The 23,096-nt window shown below is 63.8% G+C and carries 22 protein-coding genes and 2 pseudogenes; 6 read left to right on the forward strand and 18 right to left on the reverse strand.

The window, feature by feature from the left end:
• Together ACFSNB_RS16725 and ACFSNB_RS16730 are read left to right on the forward strand one after the other, a co-directional pair.
• Nucleotides 1–109 (forward strand): annotated as a pseudogene (locus ACFSNB_RS16725) (IS5/IS1182 family transposase); the annotation flags it as partial.
• Between the two features lie 60 nt (nucleotides 110–169).
• On the forward strand, nucleotides 170–559 hold the full coding sequence (locus ACFSNB_RS16730; protein ID WP_377318647.1) for a hypothetical protein: 390 nt from the start codon (nucleotides 170–172) through the stop codon (nucleotides 557–559).
• Between the two features lie 161 nt (nucleotides 560–720).
• On the opposite strand, the gene ACFSNB_RS16735 is transcribed toward ACFSNB_RS16730, so the two are convergent.
• A complete protein-coding gene (locus ACFSNB_RS16735) occupies nucleotides 721–3,342 on the reverse strand; it encodes an SIR2 family protein (protein ID WP_377318649.1) in 2,622 nt (873 codons plus the stop codon).
• A 483-nt stretch (nucleotides 3,343–3,825) separates the two neighbouring features.
• Between ACFSNB_RS16735 and ACFSNB_RS16740 the strand changes: the two genes are divergently transcribed.
• Nucleotides 3,826–4,908: an IS5 family transposase gene (locus ACFSNB_RS16740; protein WP_377318651.1), complete on the forward strand. Its 1,083-nt coding sequence runs from the start codon at nucleotides 3,826–3,828 to the stop codon at nucleotides 4,906–4,908.
• A 732-nt stretch (nucleotides 4,909–5,640) separates the two neighbouring features.
• Here the strand turns inward: ACFSNB_RS16740 and ACFSNB_RS16745 are convergent.
• The 10 genes from ACFSNB_RS16745 to ACFSNB_RS16790 all read right to left on the reverse strand — a co-directional run bounded on the left by ACFSNB_RS16745 (nucleotide 5,641) and on the right by ACFSNB_RS16790 (nucleotide 10,622).
• The gene (locus ACFSNB_RS16745; RefSeq protein WP_377318653.1) at nucleotides 5,641–5,916 is read right to left on the reverse strand and encodes a hypothetical protein; all 276 of its coding nucleotides are present in this window, start codon (nucleotides 5,914–5,916) and stop codon (nucleotides 5,641–5,643) included.
• Nucleotides 5,916–6,167 (reverse strand): hypothetical protein, encoded by a 252-nt coding sequence (locus ACFSNB_RS16750; RefSeq protein ID WP_377318655.1) that lies wholly within the window; start codon nucleotides 6,165–6,167, stop codon nucleotides 5,916–5,918. The genes ACFSNB_RS16745 and ACFSNB_RS16750 overlap by 1 nt, the downstream gene beginning before the upstream one ends.
• Before the next feature lie 5 nt (nucleotides 6,168–6,172).
• The gene (locus tag ACFSNB_RS16755) at nucleotides 6,173–6,472 is read right to left on the reverse strand and encodes a hypothetical protein (RefSeq protein ID WP_377318657.1); all 300 of its coding nucleotides are present in this window, start codon (nucleotides 6,470–6,472) and stop codon (nucleotides 6,173–6,175) included.
• Nucleotides 6,473–6,558: 86 nt separating this feature from the next.
• Nucleotides 6,559–6,981 (reverse strand): glycoside hydrolase family protein, encoded by a 423-nt coding sequence (locus ACFSNB_RS16760; protein WP_377318659.1) that lies wholly within the window; start codon nucleotides 6,979–6,981, stop codon nucleotides 6,559–6,561.
• Between the two features lie 5 nt (nucleotides 6,982–6,986).
• Nucleotides 6,987–7,169, reverse strand: a complete 183-nt coding sequence (locus ACFSNB_RS16765; protein WP_377318661.1) for a hypothetical protein — start codon at nucleotides 7,167–7,169, stop codon at nucleotides 6,987–6,989.
• 69 nt (nucleotides 7,170–7,238) lie between these two features.
• Nucleotides 7,239–7,556, reverse strand: a complete 318-nt coding sequence (locus tag ACFSNB_RS16770; protein WP_377318663.1) for a hypothetical protein — start codon at nucleotides 7,554–7,556, stop codon at nucleotides 7,239–7,241.
• Between the two features lie 3 nt (nucleotides 7,557–7,559).
• A complete protein-coding gene (locus tag ACFSNB_RS16775; RefSeq protein WP_377318665.1) occupies nucleotides 7,560–9,023 on the reverse strand; it encodes a hypothetical protein in 1,464 nt (487 codons plus the stop codon).
• Nucleotides 9,024–9,109: 86 nt separating this feature from the next.
• Nucleotides 9,110–9,532 (reverse strand): hypothetical protein, encoded by a 423-nt coding sequence (locus ACFSNB_RS16780; RefSeq protein WP_377318667.1) that lies wholly within the window; start codon nucleotides 9,530–9,532, stop codon nucleotides 9,110–9,112.
• A gap of 5 nt (nucleotides 9,533–9,537) precedes the next feature.
• Entirely contained in the window at nucleotides 9,538–10,338 is an 801-nt protein-coding gene (locus tag ACFSNB_RS16785) for a phage antirepressor KilAC domain-containing protein (protein ID WP_377318669.1), read from the reverse strand.
• 92 nt (nucleotides 10,339–10,430) lie between these two features.
• Nucleotides 10,431–10,622 carry a hypothetical protein gene (locus tag ACFSNB_RS16790; RefSeq protein WP_377318671.1) on the reverse strand — a complete coding sequence of 64 codons (192 nt, stop codon included), beginning with the start codon at nucleotides 10,620–10,622 and terminating at the stop codon, nucleotides 10,431–10,433.
• A 109-nt stretch (nucleotides 10,623–10,731) separates the two neighbouring features.
• Between ACFSNB_RS16790 and ACFSNB_RS16795 the strand changes: the two genes are divergently transcribed.
• From ACFSNB_RS16795 to ACFSNB_RS16805, 3 genes are read left to right on the forward strand one after another with little or no spacing between them, the layout of a single operon-like run.
• Nucleotides 10,732–11,070, forward strand: coding sequence for a hypothetical protein (locus ACFSNB_RS16795; RefSeq protein WP_377318673.1), 339 nt, complete (start codon nucleotides 10,732–10,734; stop codon nucleotides 11,068–11,070).
• Nucleotides 11,067–11,348: a hypothetical protein gene (locus ACFSNB_RS16800; RefSeq protein ID WP_377318674.1), complete on the forward strand. Its 282-nt coding sequence runs from the start codon at nucleotides 11,067–11,069 to the stop codon at nucleotides 11,346–11,348. Before ACFSNB_RS16795 ends, ACFSNB_RS16800 begins: the two co-directional genes overlap by 4 nt.
• Before the next feature lie 51 nt (nucleotides 11,349–11,399).
• On the forward strand, nucleotides 11,400–11,756 hold the full coding sequence (locus tag ACFSNB_RS16805) for a hypothetical protein (RefSeq protein WP_377318676.1): 357 nt from the start codon (nucleotides 11,400–11,402) through the stop codon (nucleotides 11,754–11,756).
• A 23-nt stretch (nucleotides 11,757–11,779) separates the two neighbouring features.
• Here the strand turns inward: ACFSNB_RS16805 and ACFSNB_RS16810 are convergent, their stop codons facing one another.
• From ACFSNB_RS16810 to ACFSNB_RS16840, 7 genes and pseudogenes are all read right to left on the reverse strand, one after another.
• Nucleotides 11,780–14,992, reverse strand: a complete 3,213-nt coding sequence (locus ACFSNB_RS16810) for a hypothetical protein (protein ID WP_377318678.1) — start codon at nucleotides 14,990–14,992, stop codon at nucleotides 11,780–11,782.
• Nucleotides 14,989–17,511, reverse strand: coding sequence for a MuF-C-terminal domain-containing protein (locus ACFSNB_RS16815; RefSeq protein WP_377318680.1), 2,523 nt, complete (start codon nucleotides 17,509–17,511; stop codon nucleotides 14,989–14,991). The genes ACFSNB_RS16810 and ACFSNB_RS16815 overlap by 4 nt, the downstream gene beginning before the upstream one ends.
• Nucleotides 17,508–20,357, reverse strand: coding sequence for a glycosyl hydrolase 108 family protein (locus ACFSNB_RS16820; protein ID WP_377318681.1), 2,850 nt, complete (start codon nucleotides 20,355–20,357; stop codon nucleotides 17,508–17,510). The genes ACFSNB_RS16815 and ACFSNB_RS16820 overlap by 4 nt, the downstream gene beginning before the upstream one ends.
• Before the next feature lie 3 nt (nucleotides 20,358–20,360).
• Nucleotides 20,361–21,002: a virion core protein, T7 gp14 family gene (locus ACFSNB_RS16825; protein ID WP_377318683.1), complete on the reverse strand. Its 642-nt coding sequence runs from the start codon at nucleotides 21,000–21,002 to the stop codon at nucleotides 20,361–20,363.
• Between the two features lie 2 nt (nucleotides 21,003–21,004).
• Nucleotides 21,005–22,027 carry a hypothetical protein gene (locus tag ACFSNB_RS16830; RefSeq protein ID WP_377318685.1) on the reverse strand — a complete coding sequence of 341 codons (1,023 nt, stop codon included), beginning with the start codon at nucleotides 22,025–22,027 and terminating at the stop codon, nucleotides 21,005–21,007.
• Nucleotides 22,020–22,478, reverse strand: a complete 459-nt coding sequence (locus ACFSNB_RS16835; RefSeq protein WP_377318687.1) for a hypothetical protein — start codon at nucleotides 22,476–22,478, stop codon at nucleotides 22,020–22,022. Before ACFSNB_RS16835 ends, ACFSNB_RS16830 begins: the two co-directional genes overlap by 8 nt.
• 4 nt (nucleotides 22,479–22,482) lie before the next feature.
• Nucleotides 22,483–23,096: pseudogene (locus ACFSNB_RS16840) on the reverse strand (hypothetical protein); the annotation flags it as partial.

Below are 23,096 nucleotides of genomic sequence, written 5' to 3' on the forward strand. Positions count from 1 at the left end.
ATTGGCCAAGGACTGGGAAAAATCCATCGCCTCCGCCGAAGCATGGATCAACGTCGCCCATATCCGCCTCACAACCAGGCGTCTCGCAAGGTATTGTTTCAATTCATAGAGTTTCGAGTCGGGCTCTGAGGATTACGGCGAGACGCTGCGCCGGTTCACCGGGCCCTTGATGCCCTTCATCGAGTGGCGCCCGACGCCCAGGCAGAATGTCGAGGTGCTCAATGACACCGCCGACCTCTATCGCTTCGGCGACTACACGGACCTCGCCACTTTCCTCTACGAATGCGTGGTCCAGACGATCACCCGCGACCTGCCCCGCGAGATTGATTACCTGGCCGCCTATGACGAGGCCCGGCGGCGGATCCAGGATATGATCGATATGCCGGAGAACATGCTGGGCAACCTGATCGCGGTGGTCCGCCAAAATCACGGAAAGCTGGCCGGGAAGCGCCGCAAGAGTGACGTCGAAGCCTTGAGCGATGCCGAGGTTGAGGCGGTCGAACAGATCATCTCGGATGCCTTCGCCCTGAGGGAAGACGAGGATCTCGGGCTGAACTGACCCAACGGGTCAGTTCGTCGGCCTGGCAGTATAAGAATCTGTTTGTAGCGGGCGGCTCACTCGGGTTGCTGCCCTGGCAGCAAATATTTGCACAATACATCTTATCTATGCTTAACTCAAAAATATGAATTAATCCAACGAACATAGAAATGAAAAAACATTCACTTAAATACCATCTGAATTCCTCTGAGTCTTGAATGAATTGATCTTAAGATTTCGGCCTGATCTTTGTCGTTTATTTTTTCAAGCATATTGATTGCCCTGAAGAAAATTTCATCGAGTTCCCCGTCATGAAAATTGATTGGTGATCTTTTTAGTGTAACGTAATTATTTATTGCCAGGCAGAAGCCATGGTAAATTGCAGCATCTGCTTTATTTCCCAAGTAATTTTTCGATAACGGGTCTAGATAATCATGAAATTTTGCATTTTTTATTATCTGCCAGTACACCTTAATTGAGTGGTTTAATTTTGCTGCATCATTTACAATCATCCCGTAATGGTAGTAGGCGCTTGCGATATCATAAAATGCGATAATTTTATTTCTGTTTATATTCTTGAAGATTTCTCCTAGACCGCTGCTCCGGATTTTAACATATGACTCCAATAAAAATATTGATTCTTCAAATTTGCCGGCGTTATTTTGAATTTTTCCAAGCCTAAGAAGTGCGTCTCCTGTTAAAAATTGCATCTCTGAATATAAAGATGGGATGTTTATGCAGATTTTATGATGTAAAGCTTTGCGGAGAAATATAACAGTTTCCTCTAGAACTTGCTCTTTTTTGTCAAAAAAGCTAAATTTTAATGCTGTTTGCTCAAAATTTCTGCAACCATCAATCCAAAGAATCGGCATCTCTTCCATAAATTGTGCTGAGGACATGGCGTTTTTGTAAGCGGCGCATGCATTTTTTTTCTCCTGATCGCTCACGTCCCGGGAAAGAGATATTATATAGTAGTAATTATAATTTAGGTACCCCCAAATACCATTATTTTCTTTTTTTAGATTGTTATATTTTTTAAATACAGAAGCTTTATCTTTCGCTTCATTCTCAAGTATGAGAGATTTTTCTTCGCGTCCTTTTCTGTGATAAAGTGTGCTAAGAAAAATCAATAATTTAGAATATTTACCCTGCAATAAAACCCGATCTATATCTGATGTGGCTTTTTCGATGAAGCTGTCTAAGGTTTTTTCATATTTATTAAGAAGATCTAGATTATCATGATTGATGGGCCTTCTATGTCTCTCCGTCAAAAGATATTCCGCCTCACCAAGGTAAGTTGTAATTTCATATATTTCTGAAAATTCTGGTGAATGTGAGCTAAGTAAGTTCGCGTAAATCCTGCCGGCATATGAAATATCTTTTTCGCTATGAAGTAGTGATCCATAGCTTAGAATGCTAATTCCTATCTCATTTGCTAATTTCAAGCTAATTGATTTAGCATCTTGAAATATATCATCTCCATATATATCGCAGTACTGGACTGATATGTTGTATGCCTCGGTCAATTTACAATCATTTCTTAGTATTTTTATTTGCTCGGCAGCATCTTCTTGTTTTTTCGAGAATGGAGATGCTGAGGCAAGTTCGCCAATTTCATTAAAAAGTGCCGATCCGAGCTTTATTTTGTGAGATATGTCTTTGTTTATTATATCTGATATACCCAAAAGACGCATTTGCCTTTCAATTTTATCTTTTTGGTAAGAAATGAGCGGAAGCTTTTCAATTTTTAGCTCGCGCATTAGGTCTGAAAAGAAATCGTCCGAACTGTAGTTGTAAACAAGGTTGGCTTGAATTTTCTTCTTTGAAAGAAAATTTTTCACTCTACCGCCAACTTCTCTCCATTCTTTTTCATAAAATACCCAGTATATCGGTACATCTTGATACTTTTCGCTTGCTTCGCATATAAATTTCATGATTGATTTGTCTGAACCGCTAAATCCAATGAAAATTAAAGCGTCTGACGATTTGTATATTGATTCGAAACATCCGGAAAAAATTTTCCATTTATTTTTAATATCGGCATTTTTATTTGCCAAATTATATGAAAAATATGACCCATGCACCTCTATAACTTGTGGAACATCTTGATTTTCGGTGATTTTGTTGATGTTTTGCATGTCATCGCAAACTAGCGAGACAACTCCAGCATACACCATCCCGCGAACAACAAGCCTGTCAAAATTGGTTGTGATGACTGTTGATAATAACTTTTCATAAGCAAGTTGCCCAAGGCAGATATGCGACCAATTAATCGCACCGCCAGATTCTTCTACCAATTTAGAAAAAAAATTTCGTGACTGATTTGGTGATTTGTAGCCGTTTGAAAATAATTCTTCGTAGACGTTGCCCCAATTGACAATATCATTTTTTATTAACAATCCACCGCCGTTGCTTTTTTTGTTAATTTTTCCTTGTTCTATAAGTAATTTTAGCTTTTCTTCTATGGAATTTTCGGTAGAATCTTTTTCTTGATCAGTTTGATTTTCGTATTCATATAACAAATTAATGCCTTTTTTGGCTACATCATTTGCCAATGGCATTCCTGCCGTCACAGAACAGCCCGCGCCTATGAAAAAATTAACTTTTGCTTTGTTTCTGCCGTCTATTTTGTAACTTTTTATTATCTCGGCGGCGAGTATTTTCACAAATTGATTTTTATCTTCAACATTTATGGTCATTTTTTTCTCTAAAACAATGGTGATTGTGCCAAGCGCGTATCGTAATTCTGCCAATTTGACGAATTTTAGTCCCAGAGCTTCAAGAGGGCAACGATAGGATTCCAAAATAAAATACCATAAAGGCAATTTGCGTGGCAAAGCATCAGGCAGCCCGCAGGGGTGCGGGGAACAAGACCGCGTTTGACGGAAGGATGGAGGTACTTCTCCTGGCAAATCTGTGATGAATTCCTTTCTTGACGGCCGCTTGTTGATGCGCTCAGACGATGGTGGGGTCGGTCGTGATGAATTGAAAGGCGGGATCATAATTCAGGACAGACATGGTACGGGCTCCACGAACAAGCGGTTGTTCCTTTCGCTCCTCATCTGAGATTGCCCGGCAGATGTGGTGCCATCCAATCCCATTGGTGATTTCAGTATCGAAGACGAATACCGACCATCCTATGAAATGATGGGGTGGGCGGCCCCTGCTCACCGGCGTTGCAATGCGCCAAGATGGTGGTTGTCGAAACACACCATTTGGACACCTCCGGAAACTGGCGTCCGGGTCTGGTTCGTGATTCCATAGGCGATCGGCTATTGGGGGAGACGATGGCGGTTCAGATCGGGTTCTGGGATGTCGAGCGTCGTCTGGCCGAACTTTCGGCGGAGGGCGATCCGCTGGAGACGCTGTCGAAGACGGTGGATTTCGAGGTGTTCCGGCCGATCCTGGAGTGTGCGGTCCGGCGACGGAGCGCGCCCGCGAAGGGCGGTCGGTCCGGCTTCGACGCGGTTTTGAAATTCAAAATGCTGGTGTTGCAGTCGCTGCACGGTCTGGCGCTGGGTCGGACGACGTATCTGGTGCGCGACCGGCTGAGCTGGATGCGGTTCTGCGGCCTGGGGCCGGGCGATGCGGTGCCGGATGCCAACACTCTGTGGGACTTCCGCGAGGCGCTGATTGCAGCCGGTGCGTTTGACGATCTGTTCCAGCGGCTCGATCGGGCGATCAGCGAGGCGGGCTATATGCCGATGTCGGGGCAGATCGTTGATGCGACGTTGGTTTCGGCGCCGCGCCAACGCAATACCGAGGCCGAGAAACAGGCGATCAAGGAGGGCAAGGTTCCCGAGGACTGGCGGGACAAGCCGGCCAAGCTGCGGCAGAAGGATCGCGATGCCCGCTGGACGGTGAAATTTTCCAAGGGCAAGGTCAGGGAGGACGGCACGCCCCAGGGCGACATCGCCATCCCTCATTTCGGTTACAAGAACCACGTCTCGATCGACCGCAAACGCGGGATCATCCGCCGCGCGCTCGTCACCGATGCGGCCGCAGCCGATGGCGCCCGACTGCGCGAGGGGCTGATCGATCCGGCCAATACCGCCTCCGAAGTGTGGGCCGACAGCGCTTACCGCTCCGAGGCCAACGAGGCGTTCCTCGCCGAAGCCGGCAAGGCCAGTCGCATCCACCGCAAGAAGCCGAAGGGCAAACCGATGCCTCGGGCGACCGCCAGGGCCAACGCGGTGAAATCCAGGATCCGTTCCCGGGTCGAGCATGTCTTCGCCGAGATGAAGGGTCGGATGGGACTGGTCATCCGGACCATCGGCCTTGCCCGCGCCAGGGTAGCGATCACGCTCGCCAACATGGCCTACAACATGAAGTGCTGGTCCTGGCTCGACCGTCAGGCCGAATTCGCCTGATCGGCGCCCGACCGGGCGCCCTCCCAGGGGGGGGCGCCGATCCTGGGGGCTCGTCACCCGCTTCATACCACCCGACCCGGAAAATCAGTGATCGCAGCGCCGATCACAACGCGCTCAAGCAGCCAGTGACATGCGGTGCCGTTCAAGGCCGGTTTCCGGAGGTGTCCACATCATGGCCAGCGGTCACAGTGCCGCACAAACAGGCCGGACACATGACTGCACCCGACCGGGGCGTGATCGCGCAAAAATCTCCTTGCAACGCAGGGGCCGTCCACACATGACCTTCCTGCCCCAGGGTTGGAAACAGAGGGGGCGGGTCATAAGTCGGATCAGCGAGAAGGTCATTTCATCGACTCGCCGGTATAACCCGTGAAACAAGCGGAGGTCCGGAGGCGTCAGCCTCCGGGCGGGGCTGGGGCGGCAGCCCCGCGACAGCGCGAGACCAAAACGATGTGGTGGGGAGATGCCTGTGTCCCGGCATCCGAGGAGAAGAAGAGATGGTGGGCGATGTAGGGATTGAACCTACGACCCCACCCGTGTGAAGACTGCATTCCCTGGCATATAGAGGCCATTTGAACCAACGGCCCCAAATGTTGTGCCAAACACCCCAAACGAACCAATCTGCATAGGTCGGTTTTGGCTTTTTTGGTTCATCTGTGCCGGGGAGCACATCCTTCTCCGAAGCGACAGAGGCCGGCCCCAACCTCCCGGAGCCGGCCTCGAAAACCGACCTCAGCCGGCGGCGACCGGCTCGCCGAAGCTGACCGAGGCGGCCGGCGCGGTCAGGGTGATCTGCAAGCTGCCGGCCAGCCCGGCGGCGGTGATGGTGTCGCTGCCGACCCCGCCGCCCGGGGTGATGGTCAGCGCCCCGTCGGCATAGGCCACCTCGACCAGACCGGCGGCGCTGGCGAAGGTCAGGGCGGCGGGCGGGGCGGCGGCCGATCCATCCTTGGCGGCGAAGGTCAGCGGGATCCGGCGGGGTTCGTTGTTGGGAATCAGCACGGGCATCAGGGTGTCTCCTTGGAAGGAGGGGCGGGCGGACCATCCGACCGCCCCGGAGGAAAAGGGGGATGCGCCTCCGGGAACAGGAAGGCGAGCAGGGCGCCGGCCATCGGCCAGACCAGCGTGAGCCAGAGTTCGAGGCAGCCCTCCCGCCACGCCGCCGGGTTGCTGGCGACCGTGGCGAAAGCGGTGATCGCCGCGACATAGGCCCCTTGGGAGGTGCGCTCCGGCAGCCGGGCGGAGAGGTAGGAGGGCATGGCCGTCAGTCCGTCGCGGCGGCGGTCGAGGTGGTCACCTCGCCCGCGACGGTGCCGCCGAGGGAGGCGCAGGCCTGCTGGATGGCGGTGTGGGCCCGGGCATCGATCGCGGCGGCCAGCGCGGCCTCGTCGGCATAGCCCGACAGGTTGGCGATGTCGGTGCCGACGGTCACGGCGATCGGCTGCGCGACCGCGTCCACCTTGCAGGCCGCCGTGGCGACGGTCTTGAGCTTGGCGACCTGGGCGTCGGTGCAGCCGGCAAGCAGACCGGCGGCGATCAGGGTCATGATGATGATGCGGGGCATGGTGTCCTCCGGGCGCAAAAAAGCCGCCGGGCGGGATGCCGGGCGGCGTGGTTGACAGATCGGGGCGGTTTTCGGATCCGGTTGCGTCACCCCTGCCGGATCAGCGCGGCGATGCGCTGGGCGCGGGCGCCGACCTGACCGGCCCACGGGCTGTCGAGCGCCTCGGCGGCGGCGGTGGCGAATTCGCCCCGCTCCAGCGCCGCCAGCATCCGCTTGAAGCCGAGCAGCCGGGGCAGGCCGAGATTGATCCCCATGTTGACCAATGCCCGCTGGCGGGCCTCGGACAGGCCGCGCCACCACGGCAGCGCCCGGTCGAAATCGGCGGCGAGCGCGGCGATGTCGTGGTCGAGCAGGGTTTCGGCCTCTTCCCGGCTGATGCCGACATCATCGAGATTGCGGCCGATGCCGATGGTCAGCTTGCCGGCGGGGCAGCGGTAGGGCTTGAGGCGCAGGCTTTCGTCGCGGATCAGGTCGGCGCGCAGGGCGGCGGGGTCGTAGGTGGTGGTCATGGTGATCAGTCCTCCATCGGCTTGTTCTGGCGAGCGGCGCGGATCCACTGCCACAGCAGGAATGCGATCCCGAGCAGCAGGGACACGGTGGTCAGGATCTGGTTGACTTGGTCGAGGCCCCAGGCCCACAGGGGGGCGGAGGTGGCAAGGGTCGCCGCCCCCGCCGGAACTCTGTCTTCGGCCGGCATGGCGGCTCCTTTCAGACACGAAAAAGGCCGCACGCGGCGGCCGGGAATGGGCGAGATGTCCTTGGCCGATCAGCTGGTGAGCTGGCCGCGCAGGGCGGCGGCCTGGGCCTCGATCGCGGCCAGTTTGGCGCGGTCCTCATCGGTGCCGGTACCGGCCAGCACCGCCCGCAGCGGCCGCACGCTCTTGGCGTCGAGCGCGTCGAGCTGGGCCAGCAACGCGGCGTTGGCGGCGGCGGCGGGCGCGGGGTCGGGCACGCCGCCAGCGGCGACCCAGGCGAGATAGGCGGCGTAATCGCCATTGGCCGGATCGGGCGGGATACAGGCGCCGTCGCCCTCGCGGATCACGACGCAGGGTTCGGTGGTGGTGGTCAGGCGATAGAGGGCCATGGCTTACAACTCCGCATTCGCGCTCAAGACGTTGAGGGCGATTCCGGCAAAGGCGGCGCTGTATGACGCCGAAATAGTAGCAACAGAGTCCGTCGCCCCAGCCGTCCAAGTCGTAGGGGTCGCCCCGCCGCCGGTGGCGTTCCAAATGGCATTCGTGGCGGAAGGAAGCGTTATCGTGGGCGTCACCCGCTTTGGGACTTTGAACGGCGCCGCCTCGTAGATTGCCGTGGAGATGCCTGTACCCCAATACCTCCCGCCAAACGGAACGATCTCGTAGTACCGCCAGCATCGCGCCAATGTGACGTCGTAGGGCAGCGCCTCCCAGGCGGTCGCCCGGCTTCCCCGCTCCAGTTGCGGATACTGAACGGTGCCGCCCGAAAAGCGGACGGTGGCGTTGGTGCCCTTGGTCAAGGCGACGGTGCCGCCATTGGCGACGGCGACGCCATCGACGGTGGCGGTGGCGGTGCCGGTCCAGGACAGCACGTAGGTGCCGCTGCGCGGGATCATCTTCCCCTCGACCACCTGTTCGAGCCCACCGGCGGGGGCGGTCAACGCCCCCCCGGTCCAGACCAGCGCCTGTCCGCTGGTCACCACCCGCCAGCGGTCGAGGGTGTACTGGTTGGCGGCGGTGGTGGGGGCGCCGCTGACGTAGACGCGCTGGTTGACCGGGTCGGCGAAGTCGGTGTTGATCAGCAGGTTGCGGAACGACGATAGGGCCTGCGCCGCGATCGCCTGGGCGGTGCGAATCGGCGTCATCGCCTTGTCGGCGGCCGTGCCCGCTTCGGCCTCGGCCTGGGTGGCGATGGGAACCGACAGGGTCAGTCCCTCGGCCGCGCCGGGGTTGGTGATCGCCTTGGTCACCAGCCCGGCGACGCCGAGCTTGGTCGACAGGGGGGCGGGGGTGGTGTCGGTGGGGCTGACCCGCGCGCCGCCCACCGCCTGCTGGGCGGCGGTCGCGGCGGTGGTGGCGGCGCTGGCGCTGGCGGCGGCCCCGGTCGCGGCGGCAGTGGCCGTGCCGGCGCTGGCGGCGGCGTTGGCTGCCGCCGTGGTGCAGGTGGTGAGATAGGCGCCGGGATCGACGTCGGAACCGACCGGTACCAGCACGGCGCGGTCGATCTGCTCCTGCAATTGCTGATCGACCATCGCGGCGCGGTCGAGCGCGGCTTCCAGCACGTCGGCATAGATCGCGGCGCCGGTGACCAGCGCCACCGATTGGGTCGGGGTCAGCACCCGGCGCAGGGTGACGGTCTGGCCGCTGGTGGGGGCGGCCTTGAGAGTGACGCTGCCGCCCGCGCTGCTGCCGAGGCCGGTCGCGCTGTAGGCCGAGGCGTCGAGGATGGTGACCGCGTCGGTCTCGGTCAGCGTCACCACCAGCGCGCCGGCCGGGATCTCGAAGCCGAAATCGAAGGTGGTGGTGACGCCGTTGCCGACATAGGACACGGAGGAGGTGGTGGTGGCGAGGGTCATGGGCACCTCAACAAGAAAGGCCGCCCGGTGAGGGGCGGCCGTGGGGGAGGGGAAGGGCGTCGCTTTAACCGACACCCTTGGAAGATTCAGTAGGCGGTCATCGCCCGAGCGCTCTCGACGATGTTCCAGAGGATACGGTGGGCTCGATCGCCGCTTTCGATTCCCCGGGGCTTGCTGTAGCCGTCCCAGGCCACCCCAGGAATTTCGAAGGCACCGCCTTCTTTCAACGCGGCGAGGGCAAGAACCGCCAAGCCGGCCGTGGTCGAAGCTTTCCTTGCAACGATGTCGTCCATCAGCTCGACCCACCTGTCGAAGCGGGCGTCCCTCTGTTCGTCGGATTCGTCATCGTTCACCGTGCTGGTGATGCCGATGTCGCAGGCCACGAACTCGGCATAGGTGGCGATCAGTTCGGCGTCTGGGTGCGGCCCGGTAGCCGAGACGGCGGCGGTTCCGCAGACCGTGGCGGCAGCGGCCCCGGCCAGCAGAGAGCGGCGGGTGAGTGCGTTCATGGTCATCACTCCGCCGCCTGAGTGGACGGTCCGGGCCGGCGGGCGCCGGGGACCTTTTGGGCCAGCTTGGCGAGGCCGCGAGCGGTGATCCGCACCGCCTCAACCACCTTCTCCGACCCGTCCGAGCGGGAAACCGTCGTCACCTTGTGCTCCAGGTAGCCGGCCTGGATCTTGTCCTGGTAGGCCAGATATCCGGCTTTGCCCGGACGCTGGTAGATCCAGCGGCTCCCCGACATCCAGTTGAACAGGTCCTTCGGCCGCACCTGCAAATCCTTCGCCGCGTCGGTGACACACATCGAGCCTTCGGCAGCGGCGATCCGGTCGAAGGCCTCGACCTTCGGGGCCTGGGTGGCAACGGCGGCTTCCAGTTCCAGCACCTTTTCCGAATAGGTCAGCAGCAGGCCCCGCATCGCCGCCGGGTCGCGCAGCATGTCCATCGGATCACGAGCCGGGGCATTACTGATCATCCCCCGCTCGTAGGCATCGAACCTCTCGATGACTTTGATGGTCGTCTCAATGGCGGTGGCGGTTTCGGCCTTGGTGATGATGAAGAGGGACTGCTTCTTGGTCAGGTAGGTGGCGGTGGTACGCTGGCCTTTCCCCACAACAACCTCGGAGGTCGCCACGGCATCCAGTTCGGAAAGCGCGGTACGGTGCCGCGCTATCAGCTGGCGGATGTCGCGAGGCTGGGCATACCCCAGCACCTCGGCCAGATCGGTGTCGAGGATTCTGGGCTCTCCCTCGACGGGAGCGATAGCCAATTCCTTGCTTTCCGTCCCCAGGACGGTCATATCATTCGTGGTCATTTCAGCATCCTCGTTGCTGGATGATCCCCTGGCCGGTGGTTGCAACACGCGGTCGGGATCGGGTTGAAAAACTCGTCGCTCCGGTGGTGGGGTTAGCCGGCAAGCTGTTCCCCACCACCATCGCGCCCCTCGGCCTCGACAGCCTCAGCCTCCAGACCCTTTTCAATCAGGTGCCGGACGGCCTCAGCCCTTGAAGGGATGGGGCGTCTTGCGCCACGCCATTCGTCAAGACGGGAAACAAAAGCCCCATCGACGCGCATGGCAAATCTGTCGTCCTTCTTCATCTTGCCCCTCTCTGGGGTAATGCACCTCATGTGCGCACACTGACCGTAATCTTGCGCGGCGCAGCCGTCAAGAGTAATGTGCGCACATGGTTGGCGTGGGATATTGTGCGTGGAAAAGACCGACAAATTTAATATGAGGGTGTCGCCCGCCTTTCTGGGGCTTATCGACGAGTGGCGCCGCCGCCAGCCCGACATTCCCTCGCGGGCAGAGGCAATTCGTCGGCTGGTAGTCGCCGGCCTTGATAGAGAAGTTATTGACAAGGTCGCGGCGCTTGGGCTGGCACTCGCACTCACCCATATGGATAAGATGAAGGAGAGCGAGGTTAAGACGTTCAGAAATGCCGCATTTGAACTTCTCCAATCGGGTTTAATTGATGGAGTTGTTGGAAGGCTAGACGGGATATCCGTATCTGATATATCGGACTTTGTTGATAAGGGGGCGTCATGACCAACGTGGTTCCGTTCGACACCCTGGCCCTGGCCTCCGCGCTCCGCGACGAGGCCGGCCTTGACCAGCAGCAGGCCGAGGGGTTCGCCCGCGTTCTGTCCCGGGCGCTGGTTGGCGACATGGCGACCAAGGCCGATCTGGTCGAGGCGAAGACCGAACTGAAGGCCGAGATCAAGACCACGGTCTCCGAGGCGAAGGCCGACATCATCAAATGGATGTTCGGCACCATCGTCGCCCAGACCGCGCTCATCATCGCTGCCGTCAAGCTGTTGCACTGATCCCAGCAAGAGGCCCCGCCGGAGCGGGGCTGAGATTTGCACGAGGTCAAAATGAGCGCCCTCAGTTCCCCGGACGATGTCGCAAACGCCCTGTCGGCAGAGAGAACCAACCCGCTCGCCCCCAACGACCCGTCGGCTTACCCGGGGTTCTTCGAGAAGCTTCTGGGCGATTTCGGATACTATCTCGACCACGCCGACCCGGTGGCGTTCATCAGCCACCACGCGCTGCCCCTGGTGTGGCTCATCGCCGGTCAGGCGGTGTTCATCCTTTTGGCCGTTGGGGCGGTCAAGCTCTATTCCTCGACATCCGATCCCCGTGCCTCTCGGTGGCGGAAGGCGCTCGGGTTCGCTGCGGTGCTGCTTTTCCCGGAAGCCCTTCTGGTGGCTGTCGTCCTGGCCGACCGCTGAGTGCGCGGGCCGCTGAGCGCCCGTCACCGCGCGAACTCCGGCGCGCGCTTCGGCTCGGTCTTGCCGAAGTCCCACCAGTATTTGGTCCCGGTGCCCTTCTCCATCCGGGCCTGGGCGCGGGCGTTGTAGCCGGGGGAGAACATCTCCTGAAGCTGCTGGAAGATGTAATGGTCCAGCAGGGCCTTGGCGTAGAAGATGTTCGGGGTCAGGTGGCGCTTGGCGAAGCGAACGGTGTCGCCGCCGATGTCCGCCTTGCCGCCGACCGCCCAATGCGCCGCATCCTGGTAGAGCGTCATCACGTCGTCGGCGGTGCCGATGATCGGCCCCCCGATCAGGCCGGACATGCTGTGGGTGTTCTTCGATCCGCTCGGGTCCTGAAGCAGCATGTCGCCATAGACGCCGAAGCCGCCGCCGGACAGGACGGACTTGATCAGCTTGGGGGCGTACTTCTCCTGCTCCAGGTCGAGCGGGTTGAAGGCGTCCTGGCCGACCAACAGGTTTTTCAGGTTCATCACCATGACGCCCAGCACCGCCGCCGTGACGAAGTACCGGGCGCGCAGCAGCGCCGGGTTGGTGATCTCGCCCATCGAGGCCGACCGCTGCCAGTAATTGTGCAGGATCGACATCGGGGTGGCCTTCAGAAACAGCATCGACCGGCTGATTTCCGACATCAGGCCCGTGCGGTTGATGTCGAGCCCCAGGTCAACCCGCCGCTCGATCCCGGGCGATCCCGAGGCGATTTTCATCTCCCGGCCGACCACGCCGGACAGCTTCAGCGCCGCGTCGCGCCGGGCCTCGTCGCGCAGGGAATCGATGCGGTCGCCGATCTGCCGCCGCCACTCGGCCGCCAGTTCGTTGCGCCGGACGATCCGGTCCCTCATCTCCCTGCTGAAAACGTCGAGGTCGTGGATCCTGGCGGCCAGCCGCCCGTTCAGGTCGCGCCGCTTGTCGTCGATTTCGCCGGCGGCGAGCTCTTCCGCCTCCTTCACCCGCTTCTCGGCATCCTTGATTCGCCGCTCGGCCTTTGCCAGCCGGGCGCCAAGGTCTTCGCCGATCGCACCGCGCCGCCGGCTGAAGCGCTCGATCGAAGCCGCCGATTGCTCGCCGACGCCCGGGGTCTTTGCCCAGTTCGTCACCACCGCGTCGGGCCGCCGGTCGGGATGGACCCGCTCTTGAACTGTTCCGCGCCCGACCGACGCGCCGTCTTCCACCTGCTCCAATAGCCGTAGCTGGCGGCCCTGCGCATCCTTGGTGGCGAGATAGGCGGCGATGTCCTTCTCGGCTCTCAGGCGCTCCATCTGCGCCTCGATCAGGTCGATGCGCGCGTCGGTGTCGGCGCCCAGTTTCCCGAGGGCCTTCTCCCGGGTGGCGCGGTAGGCGTCGAGCGTCGCCGCCAGCTTGTCCGCATAGGCCTCCAGCTTGGCCGCGCGGCCGGCCATCCAGTCGCGCTCCCGATCGGACTGGGCCGTCAGCCGCGACACCGCCTCGCCGCCCAGGTCCTGCAACTGCCGGAGCTTCGGCGCGATCGCCGCGTCAACCGCCGTGTCCGGCAAGTCATAGAGGTGGGCCGGCAGCAGGATCGTCCTCGACCCGTCGTCGCCGCGCTCCAGATCGGCCGCGCGCCACAGATCCCAGGTCGCCTTGTCCACGCCGCTGCTCTCGAAGATCAGCCGGTCGCCCTTGGGCAGCGCGTCCCATTCGTGCCGGCGGGTTAACGCCCCGATGGCGTCATGCATCACCGACGCCACCGCCATCGCCTTGCCTTCCTCGAACCGGTGCAGCAGGCCGGCGACCACGGTGAAGTTCGCCGCCTTGGCGCTGAAATTCATCACCGGGTCGTCGCGGACATAGCGCCGGACATCCTCCAGGATGGTCTGGACGCCGAGGCCGATCCGGGTGGCAAGCGCCTTGTCGGCCGCGCTCCGGGGCGACAGGAAGTTCCGCATGGTCTTCAGCCACAACTGGATTTCGGGCAGGTTCGACAGCCGGGCGATCATGCTGAACCCGGCCATGTCCGGCATCGAGTTCGGCCCGGCCCCGCCCATGGTGGCGAAGGTCACCGCGTTGCGGATGATGTCGAACCGCCGGGCCCAGGCGGCTCCCTCGGGCGAGGTGTGTCCGCTGTCGCCGACCAGCGCGTCGAAATAGCGCCGGGCGACGCCGGCATCGTGGTCGATCCGCTCCAGGCTCTCCCGGGCCGTGGCCTTATCCTTGGCGCGCAGGGTGGCCTGCCGCAGCAGTTCCTGGAACGCCCCCCGGTAATCCGACCCGAACGCTTCGGTCAGGGCGATGTCGCGCGAGAACGCGACCGTGTGGTTCGCCAGCAGTTGCGCCACCGTCTTGTCGCCGTACTTCGCCTGCGCGGCCCGCCAGCTGTCAGCGTCCCTGAAATGGATCTGGCGTTCCTTCTGATAGGATCGGCGCGACGTGCTGAACCCGCCGCCCCCGTTGCTGTCCTTCGCCGCGCCGTCGGTGGCGATGGTGTCCGCCGCCTTGCCCAGGAACTCGCGCATCTGCTCGTCGGTGAACATGGTGCCGTCGGGGTTCCGGTAGATCTGGCGATCAACCCACCCCATGTGGTCTTCGACCCAGGCGTCCCGGTTGGCCGCGACCTTGTAGGACGACTGCCGCTGCGGGAGCCGCCAGTTGTCGAGCTTGCCGATCGGCATCCCAGCCAGCTTGGCGGCGGCGTGCATATCGTCGATCGCCGCATTCCATTCCGCCGCCGCCTTCTTTGCCAGCGGGTCGCCGCTGGCTCGGCCGAACAGTTCGTCGAGGAACGGGCTGGCGAGGCGTTGTTCCTCCTTCAGGATCGCGCCGAGGGCCGGCATCTTTCCCCAGGCATCCCGTCCCATCGCTTCCTGCCGGCTCTCGACCGATTGCCGGCCGGACTTGTCGAGCGACGCTCGCATGGTGAGCAGGTTGTAGAGCGACTTGACCGCGGCGGCCGGGGCATGGCCGTTGACGTAATCGAGGTTCGCCGCCGCCTTGGCGATGTTCTGGGCGCTGCGGATTTTCGCTTCCACCGCCTCCTGCACGATTTCCTTCCGCGCCTGCGCCACGGCCTTCGCATACAGGTCGGAGGGGGCCATCCCGGCGGCGGCCTTCGGGTTCTCCAGATAGACCCGCTTCATCGCCCCCTTCAGGTGGTCCTCGATCAGGCCGAGTTCCCGGTCCGACAGCGCCCGGCCGGCGGCCAGAGCCACCGCCTGCTTGCATTTGTCCTTCATGGTCATGCCCTCAATGCGCAGGCTGCCGCCGTTTCGATCAGGCGGGACAGCTCGGTTGCCTGGGCGATCTCGGCGTCATGGCGGGCCAGCACCTCGCGCGCCGGGGCCGCGTCCGCATCGCCGATGCCGATGGTCAGGTCGGGTCGTTCCGCCAGCGCCTGCTGGGCGGCCAGCAGTTCCAGCGGCTGGGGGCCGGCGTCGGCGCCATGGGCGGCGGCGATCTCCGCATCCGTCGCCAGCATCCGGTCATAGACGCGGCGCAGCCCTTCCGGCACCGGTCCGCCCAGCCGGGTCAGATCCTCGTAGACCGCGCGCAGCCAGGCCTTGAACCGGGCGAACACATCGGCCAGGGCCGGCGTCGGGGCCTTGCCGTCGCGCAGGTAGGCCTCGAACCCTTCGGCGAAGGCCTCGTGCTGCTCCCGGGTGATCGCCTCGCCCTCCTTGATACCCAGGGCGGCGCGCACGTCATCCCACAGAGCCCTCGCGCCGGGGCGGTCGGTCTCCCCGGCCCGGTTCAGCATCTCCAGCCAGATGTGGGCGGATTCATGCATGAAGGACGATGCGTCCGCCGTCTCGAACAGCCGGACCAGCGTCTTCCCATCGATGATCGAGACGTTGGCGCGCGGGCCGCCATCGAGTTGATAGAAGACGCTGCCATGTTTGTTGACGATATCCGCCTTGGTGAGTACTGTTGGCTCTGCGGAGGCACCCGAAGACCCTGTACCCCCTGGTGACTTTGTCCAGGACTGTGGCAGGCGAGGGATATCCTCCGCGCTCCTCACATAAAGCAACGGCCCCATCGGATGCGTCCGCTCATGGATTGTGGGCACCATGTTGCCCGCCCCATCGCCGAGCTGACCGCGCGGGCCAACCACCACGGCAACCGGATCGCCGCTTTTCCCATCCATGTCGGTGATGACCACCACGCGCCCCGGTCCATGCCGATCGCTATCGTCAGCAAAGACGGCAATGGGGTCGGCAATGGCGCGGACCAGATCAGCGATGTGATCCGGACCAATCTTGGTATTGTGCTTACCTGCGGTCGAGGATGAGGCGTTGCGGCTCGCAATCGCCTTGTCAATGACGGACTTCGACAAAGCGATGTCGGCAGAAGAGAGCCCTAATTCCTGAAGAACCGGAGGCGTGCGGCCAAGGTTGAGTACATTTCGCCCCCGTTCATTCTTCAGAACGGCGTCAAGGTGGCGATTGAAAAGCGCTTCGCTTCTGGCGATATCGAATCGCCGAAAGGGAGAGGCCTGCTCCCACGAGATGGCAATATTATCCCCTTCGCCCCGGCGCACCTCCAGGTTCACGGCGCGATAGGATTCCCAGGCATCGAACCCGCCCCGCTCGCCGAGGGTGCGGAAGAAGGCCCCCCACAGGGCGCCCCCGGCCTCGGCCTCCTCCGGGGAGCGCCCGGCGGCGACCAGCTTGTCGCGGATGTCCGCCGCGACCCGGCGGCCGTCTTCGGCGGGGGAAGGGGCCACCTCGGGACGCGGCGCCGGCTCGATCTCCCGCGCCACTGCCGCCGCCAGTTCGGCCCGCTGCGCCTCGCGCACCGGATCGCGGACGAATTCGACATCATGGATCCCGGTGCCGTCGAAGTTCGGCTCCCGCCCCTCGACCACCGCCCGCTCGATCTCGGCCAGGGCGTCGAGGTGCGCCGCCAGCGCTTCGGGCGTGGCCGGCAGCCCCGGGGCCGTGTCGGTGTCGGCGTGCCGGGCCTCGCGAATCGCCAGCGCGTCATCGACGGCGGCGGGGGACGGCTCGACCCGGCCGACGCGCCATTGATGGTAGCCGGTAAACGCCGCACCCAGGATGGCGTCGGTCGCCAGCGCCTCGCCGTCCCACACCCGGTATTGCTCGGCCATGCCGGCATAGCCGGCCCCGGCCAGGATGGTGCTGTTCGCATACCGGCCCGCCGCCCCCAGGCCGGCGTTCGCCGCCGCCGAGGCGGTGAGGTTCGGCACGATTCCCCGCAAGCCCCAGGTCACCGGCATCAGCGTTCCCAGGCCGGCGGCGGCGCCGGTGGCGAGGCCCAGCTTCCGGGCAGTGCTGTCGTCCACCCCGTGCGCGACCATCTCGTCATAGGTGCCGAGGCCCTCGGAGCCGCCGACCGTCGCCACCACGCCGAACGGCCCCGCCGCCATGCCCGGGACCGCCTCGGTCAGCACCTTGGATACGCCCTTCAGGATGCTGCCGCCGGTCCCCATGGTGGTGGCCCCAAGCGCGTTCGTTTCCAGGGCCGCGCGCTTGGCGTCCGCCGTCTCCGCTTCGAGCGCCGGGGCGATGCCGGTCCCCAGCGCGTTGTCGATGCCCCGGGCGACCGGCAGCGCCACCACGTCCACGGTCTGGTCCATCGCGTTCTGGAAGGCGTGGAAGCCGGCATTCAGCCCACGATCCGGCCCGCGCCACCACTCGTCGAAGAACCCCGGGTAGGCGGCGGGGTCTTTCGGGTCGAGCGGGTTGGTTCGCTCCGCAGACAGTGCGTTCGCGATGTCGTCCGGGGAACTGAGGGCGCTCATTGTTTCTTATCCCCTTCGTCACGCTTCAGGCGGAAGGTCGGATGGAATGGGTTCCCGCTGTCCACCAACTCCACCGGGATCTCCAGCTTCTTGGAAGGTCGGGGCGGTTCGGGCGTGACATCGATTCCCGACAGCTTGCGGCCGAGCGCGTCGTGAATACCGGCGCGAACGTCTTCCATCGACCAGGGCGACGCGGCGGCGGGGGCTGGCGGGGTTCCTGGGGCGGCGGCCGGCGGCAGGGTGGGGGATGCCGCAACGGTCGGGGAGGGCTGGCTCGGCACCGGTCCGGCGAAATCGACCATGGCACCGGGGAGGAACCTTCCCTTGATCGCCAGTTGATATTTCCCGTTTTCAGTCTCGATCAAGTCATAAAGCCGCCACGACGTGTCTCCGCGCCCGGAAGCGTCCAGCGCCGCTTGAACGCGCGGCTGAAGCTGGGCCTCGAACTGGCTTTCGGTCATGCCCAGCGGGACGAAGGTGGCGTGGTCGGACCACTTGTAGACGCCGCCTGTCACGCCCTTGACCGCCTCGCGCAACAGATCGCTGTCGGGCGGAACCGCCTTGTCCGCGTTGATTTTTCCCGTCTCGAACGCCCGGGCGGCATAGTAGGCCCGGATCCCCTGGAATGCGGTTTCAAACCGATTCGACGCCGCGTTGCCCTGACCGATGAACGCCGGCCCCACCTCGGCCAGGATCGCCTTCTTGAAGCTCTCGTCGGTCGGCAACGGCAGCGCCGTTCCCTTGCCGTCCTGCTGCTTGTCGGCCGTGGTCGGGTTCATCATCGCATCGCCCTTCAGGAGCGTGGTCGCCACGTCCCGCTGCCCGGGATAGGCCAGCATCCCGCCGGCCAGCCGCGTTACCGGACTGTCCGGGGCGATCTGACCGAGCAGCGACACGAACGCGCCGCGATTGGGCAGGGCCTGTCCCAGCCGGTCGAGCGAATCCGTCTTCTGATCGGGGGTCAGGGCGTGGTACTGGGCCGCCGCCACCTTGGCCTCGTCCTCGGACAGGATCTTCGCCGGCACCCCGTATTTTTCCATCATCGCCGGCAGCGCCGCCGCTCGCTGCGCCACCTGCGCCGGGAAGTCGGCCGAGGCCGGGTTGACCGGCTGCGCCCCGAACTCGCCGTTCCGGATGGCGACGCCCCACGGATCCTTCTCCCGGGCCGCGATCACCGCCGCCGCCGCGCGCTGCTGCACCTGGGCGGTGGCGATCTCGACCGCATCGGCCCCGGGCCGGATCTCGGCCTGCACCACCGGCAGCAGGGCGGCGGTGGGCAGGTTCTGATAGCCCTGCACCGTCCGCGCCGTGTCGATCGCCAGCCGGTACCGCTCGCCCTCTCTCGCCGCGGTGAGGGGATCCCCGCGCCACGCCGCGTCGAATTCGGCCTGGGACCTGACCGGGCCATCGGGCATCACCCCGGCCCGGGCCTGCGCTTCCGCGTCGATCGTCGCCTGCCGCAGGGCGGTCTGCTGCTCCCCCGCGCGCTGCTGGAGCGCCTTTTCCGCCAAGCCGCCGAGCTTGACCAGATCCCCCGGGGCCATGCCGTCAAGCAGCGCCTTTGCCTTGGACAGATCGACCGGCAGGCCGGGGCCGTTCACACCCGGGCCAGAGGTCGGAAGCCCGCTGATCTCGTTCCGAAGGTCGTCGCCACGGCGTTTCCAGGCATCGACATAGGGGGCGTATTTCTCCGGGTCCTTGGCCGCCAGCCCGGCCAGGAACCGGTCGCGCTCGCCCATGAAGGCGTTCACGTCGCCGCCCGATCGGGCCAGCAGGGTGCGAGTCTGCGCGGCTCCGGCCATCGCCGCCGTGTCGAAGGCGGCCATCGCCAGCGCCGGATTCTGGCGCGCCAGCGCGTCGCCGTTGATCGCGTCCCAATACCGCTTGCGGTAGATCCCGGTCGCCTGATCCTTGGTCAGCCCCTTCACGTCGATGTCGGGATTGGCTTCCTGGTTGATGCCGAAATTGACCGGCGCGCCGTTGCTGTCCGCCGGGGCGTAGCCGCCCTCGTGCTGGAGCGTGAAGGCCACCGCCCGGCCAAATCCATCGGGGGCGGCTTGACCGTCGGCGGCCGGCGCCGCTGCCCCCGGGACACCCTGGCCGCCTCCGGTCGCGGTGTCGGCAAGCCGCTTGGCGAGGTCGGGGTTGGTCTGGAGCAACTGGTTGAACGCGCTCTGGCGCAGCACTCCCAGGGTGGCGTCGTGGCGCTTCTGCCGCGCCTCCGGGGTGTCGGTCGGGGCCAGATTGTCGAGGGACAGCAGGGTGGAGGAAACCGCCCGATCGAGGTTGGCCAGCGTCTCGTCGTCGGTCGCCCCCGGCTTGAGCGTCATCGCCATCGCCTGGGCGGCGTTGTTGGCCGAGGTGTCGTAATCGGCGGCGAGGCGAACCTTGGTGCCCCGCGCGCCGATATCCATCAGGCCCTTGGTGTAGGTGGCGGCAAGGTGGTCGAGGGCCGCCTCTCCAGCCCGCCGCGCCATGTCGTTGGGCGCGGTCTCCAGCTGCTGGGCCTTCCATTCGGGCAGCCAGGCCGCCGTCTTCGTGACGAAATCCGGCTGGCCGGCATCGGGCGAATTTTCGGCGTCGAGCAGCTTCTGGTGGAAGCTCAGGTCGGCCTGGGTCGAGGCTTTCGCCAGCCAGGATTTTGCCTCTTCCATATCCTGCCGCTGCTGCTCCAGCCTTTCGGCCTGGGCGATCTTGGCCCCGGCGTCGGCCAGTTGCCCGAACCCCTGGGCAAGCTTCTCCCCGCCCCCGCTACCACCGAACGCGGCGGCCGGCGGGACGAAGTTCGAGGCCGGCAGCGGGGCGGCGGTGGCCTGGACCTGGGGGACGAGCAGACGAGGGGGCATGGCTTAACGAACCCTCAGCGAGAAGTTTGACGGCTTCAGGGTCAGGCCGGAAATATCGGTGCTGGAAGCCGGCGCTCCGAAGGTGGTGGAGGCATTGCCGAAAAGATTGCTCGTTTCGGATGCGCTGCTTGGCGAGCCAAAGAAAGATGTCCACGACGAGGCCACCTTCCCGAGCCCACCCGCAGCAATCCCGGCGATCTCCATGGTCGGGTCAACCTTGCTCGCCGCGCTGTCGTACCAGTTCGCTTGGCTGTCGTAGTTGGCCTTCTGCTGCCAATACTGATTGGCCTCGCGCTGGTAGTTGTTGCGGACGTTCAGCGCGTCCACCTCACCCATCGCCGATTGCGTCGCAAAGCTGTCCACCAGGGTGTCGGACCCGACATCGAGCCCGCTGGCGCCGGCCTGGGCGCGCATCTGCCCCAGCTGCTGGTTGTTGATGACCCGCTGCCGCTGTTCGGCGGACCGGCCCGCATCCTCGGTGGCCTTCGCGTTCTGCTCCATGAAGCTGGCGTTCGCCCGGGCCTGATCGGCCTGATAGCGATACTGCTTCTCCTGCGCGTCAGCCTGCGCACTGGCCTGCATCGCCGACATGGTGGTCTGGGCGATGGTGGCGACGGTGGCGACGCCGACTGCGATCCATCCCATGATCAGGCCCCCCGCAAATCGATGGTGAACAGCTCGCCGTCCGGCTGCCCACCCAGGCGCCGAATCATCGTCGCCTGCCGGTCGCCGGCACCCCGGATGCCGGCCCGCAGGTGGGCGCGGGCGACGCCTCGAGCGCGCAGGCCGTCGAGCGCCGTCCGGTACAGCCGGATCCCCGCCGGCCCGCGCCAGCCGGGGCGGAGGTAGACCGCGCCCCGGGTCGCCTCCAGGGAATGGCCGTTGAACGACGGGCTCAGCAGGAAGAACAGGTAGCCGACGAGATGCCGCCCGGCCCACGCCCCGGTGATCTGGAGCGCGCCGGCCCCGGCCAGATGCTCCAGCAGGGCGATGTTCGGGTCGTAGGGGTCGCCGGGGGTGCCGGCCTCGGCCCAATGCCGGGCGCCAAGCTCGACGAGGCCGCCCTTGACCGCCTCATTCCACGACGTGTCGCGGACCTCGACCGGCCGGCTCATGTCGGCGATGTCCGAGGCGAGCGCCCGGATCTGGGCCAAGCGGCTGTCGCACTCGCGGGCGCGGGCCGCCATGTCGATCTGGATGTTCTGGCCGGCCAGCGCCGCCCACCGCTCCGCATCCCAGGGGATGTCCAGGCAATGCCCCCAGATCGCGCGGCAGGTGTCCTCCTGGGTGAGGTTGGCATAATCGACCACCAGGGTGCCCGGCATGGCCGCGATGCCGTCCAGCAGGTCGCGCTGCGCCTCCAGCAGGCCGTCCGGCATCTCCCAGGCCGGGCCGCAGGCGGCAAAGCTCGCCCGCACCTCATCGACCGGCCGGCGGATCACCACGAACCGGGCGCGTGGGAGCAGCCGCCGAATCAACGGCGCCAGGATCAGCATGCCGGTTTCGGCGGTGCCGGTGCGGGGCACGCCCAGCACGCGCTCGAGGTCGGCCACCGAGCTGCACCGCAGGGATAGGTCGTGGCAGCAGACCCACGGCCCGGCCGACAGAAACGTCGCGGCCCATCGCGTCCCACTGCGGCCAACCGACCAGATCACAAACGGCTCAGCCATGATCGACCCTCTCGAACGGCAGGAACGGCACGCCCCCGATCTCGACCGGCGCGCCGAAGGAAAAGCCCAACCAGCCCAGCCAGCGCACCGCGCCGCGATAGCGGGCATCGGTCTCCCCCCGCAGCACCGGGCAAAGCTGGTGCATCTCGGCCACCTGCCGCCGGCTTTCGCGCAGGAAGGCGCGGCGGTCGCGCTCGATCAGCGGGGTGGACAGCATCCACGGCCCGCCGATCCCGCCGAGGGTCGAGATCAGCCCCAGGCCCCAGGCGGCGATCGGCCGGCCCGAGGGCGTCAGCGCCACCCGCGCCCAGGTCGAGCGGTGGAACGAGTCGAGCAGGCCGCGCTCGGGGGTGAAGCCGAGCGTCTCGACCTCGCGGCGGTCCGCCGCGCGCAGACGGGGGGCGATCGCGCGGAGCAGGGGCTCCGTCGCCGGGACGATGTGGTGGGACATGGCGTTATCCGCCGATCACGATGTCGGGGCTGATGGCGAGCACGGTCAGCGGCACCGGGCCGTTGGGTTGCAGCACGACGCGGCCATGGCCGGTCCAGGTCGCGGCCAGGGTGATGTCGACGTCGCCGGTGATCAGATCGGGGGTGGCGCCATAGCTGCCCAACGCGACCTTGGTCAGGGTCAGGTGGTCGAGATCGGGGCCGGCCCGGAACTCGCGCGAGGCCTCGACCCGGACGGTCAGGCGCGGCACCGACAGGCGGCGGCCCTGCACCGTGCCGAGGCCCTGGACCTGGCCCAGATCGATGTCGAGCGTCTCGATCCAGCTCTGTTGGTCATAGCGCAGGCCGGCGACGACATGGGCGGCGGCGCGGTCGAGGGTCAGGGTGCCGGCGGCCGAGACGGTGAGGTCGCCCAAGACATTGCCGTCGGCCAGCACCCCCACGGTGGCCCCGGCGAGGTGGTCGAGGCCGGAGATCACCGTCGCCGCCGCCCCGTCATAGACCAGATGGGCGTCGAGGAAGGCGGCGTCGGCGATGGTCTCGATCCGCCGCGTCGCCAGCCGCTCGACGAAGCGGCGGGCGACGCCGTTGATGGTGCGCCGGACCACGGCGTAGAGGT

The sequence above is a fragment of the Phaeospirillum tilakii genome (genome assembly GCF_042683125.1).
In the GTDB taxonomy this organism is placed as follows: domain Bacteria; phylum Pseudomonadota; class Alphaproteobacteria; order Rhodospirillales; family Magnetospirillaceae; genus Phaeospirillum; species Phaeospirillum tilakii.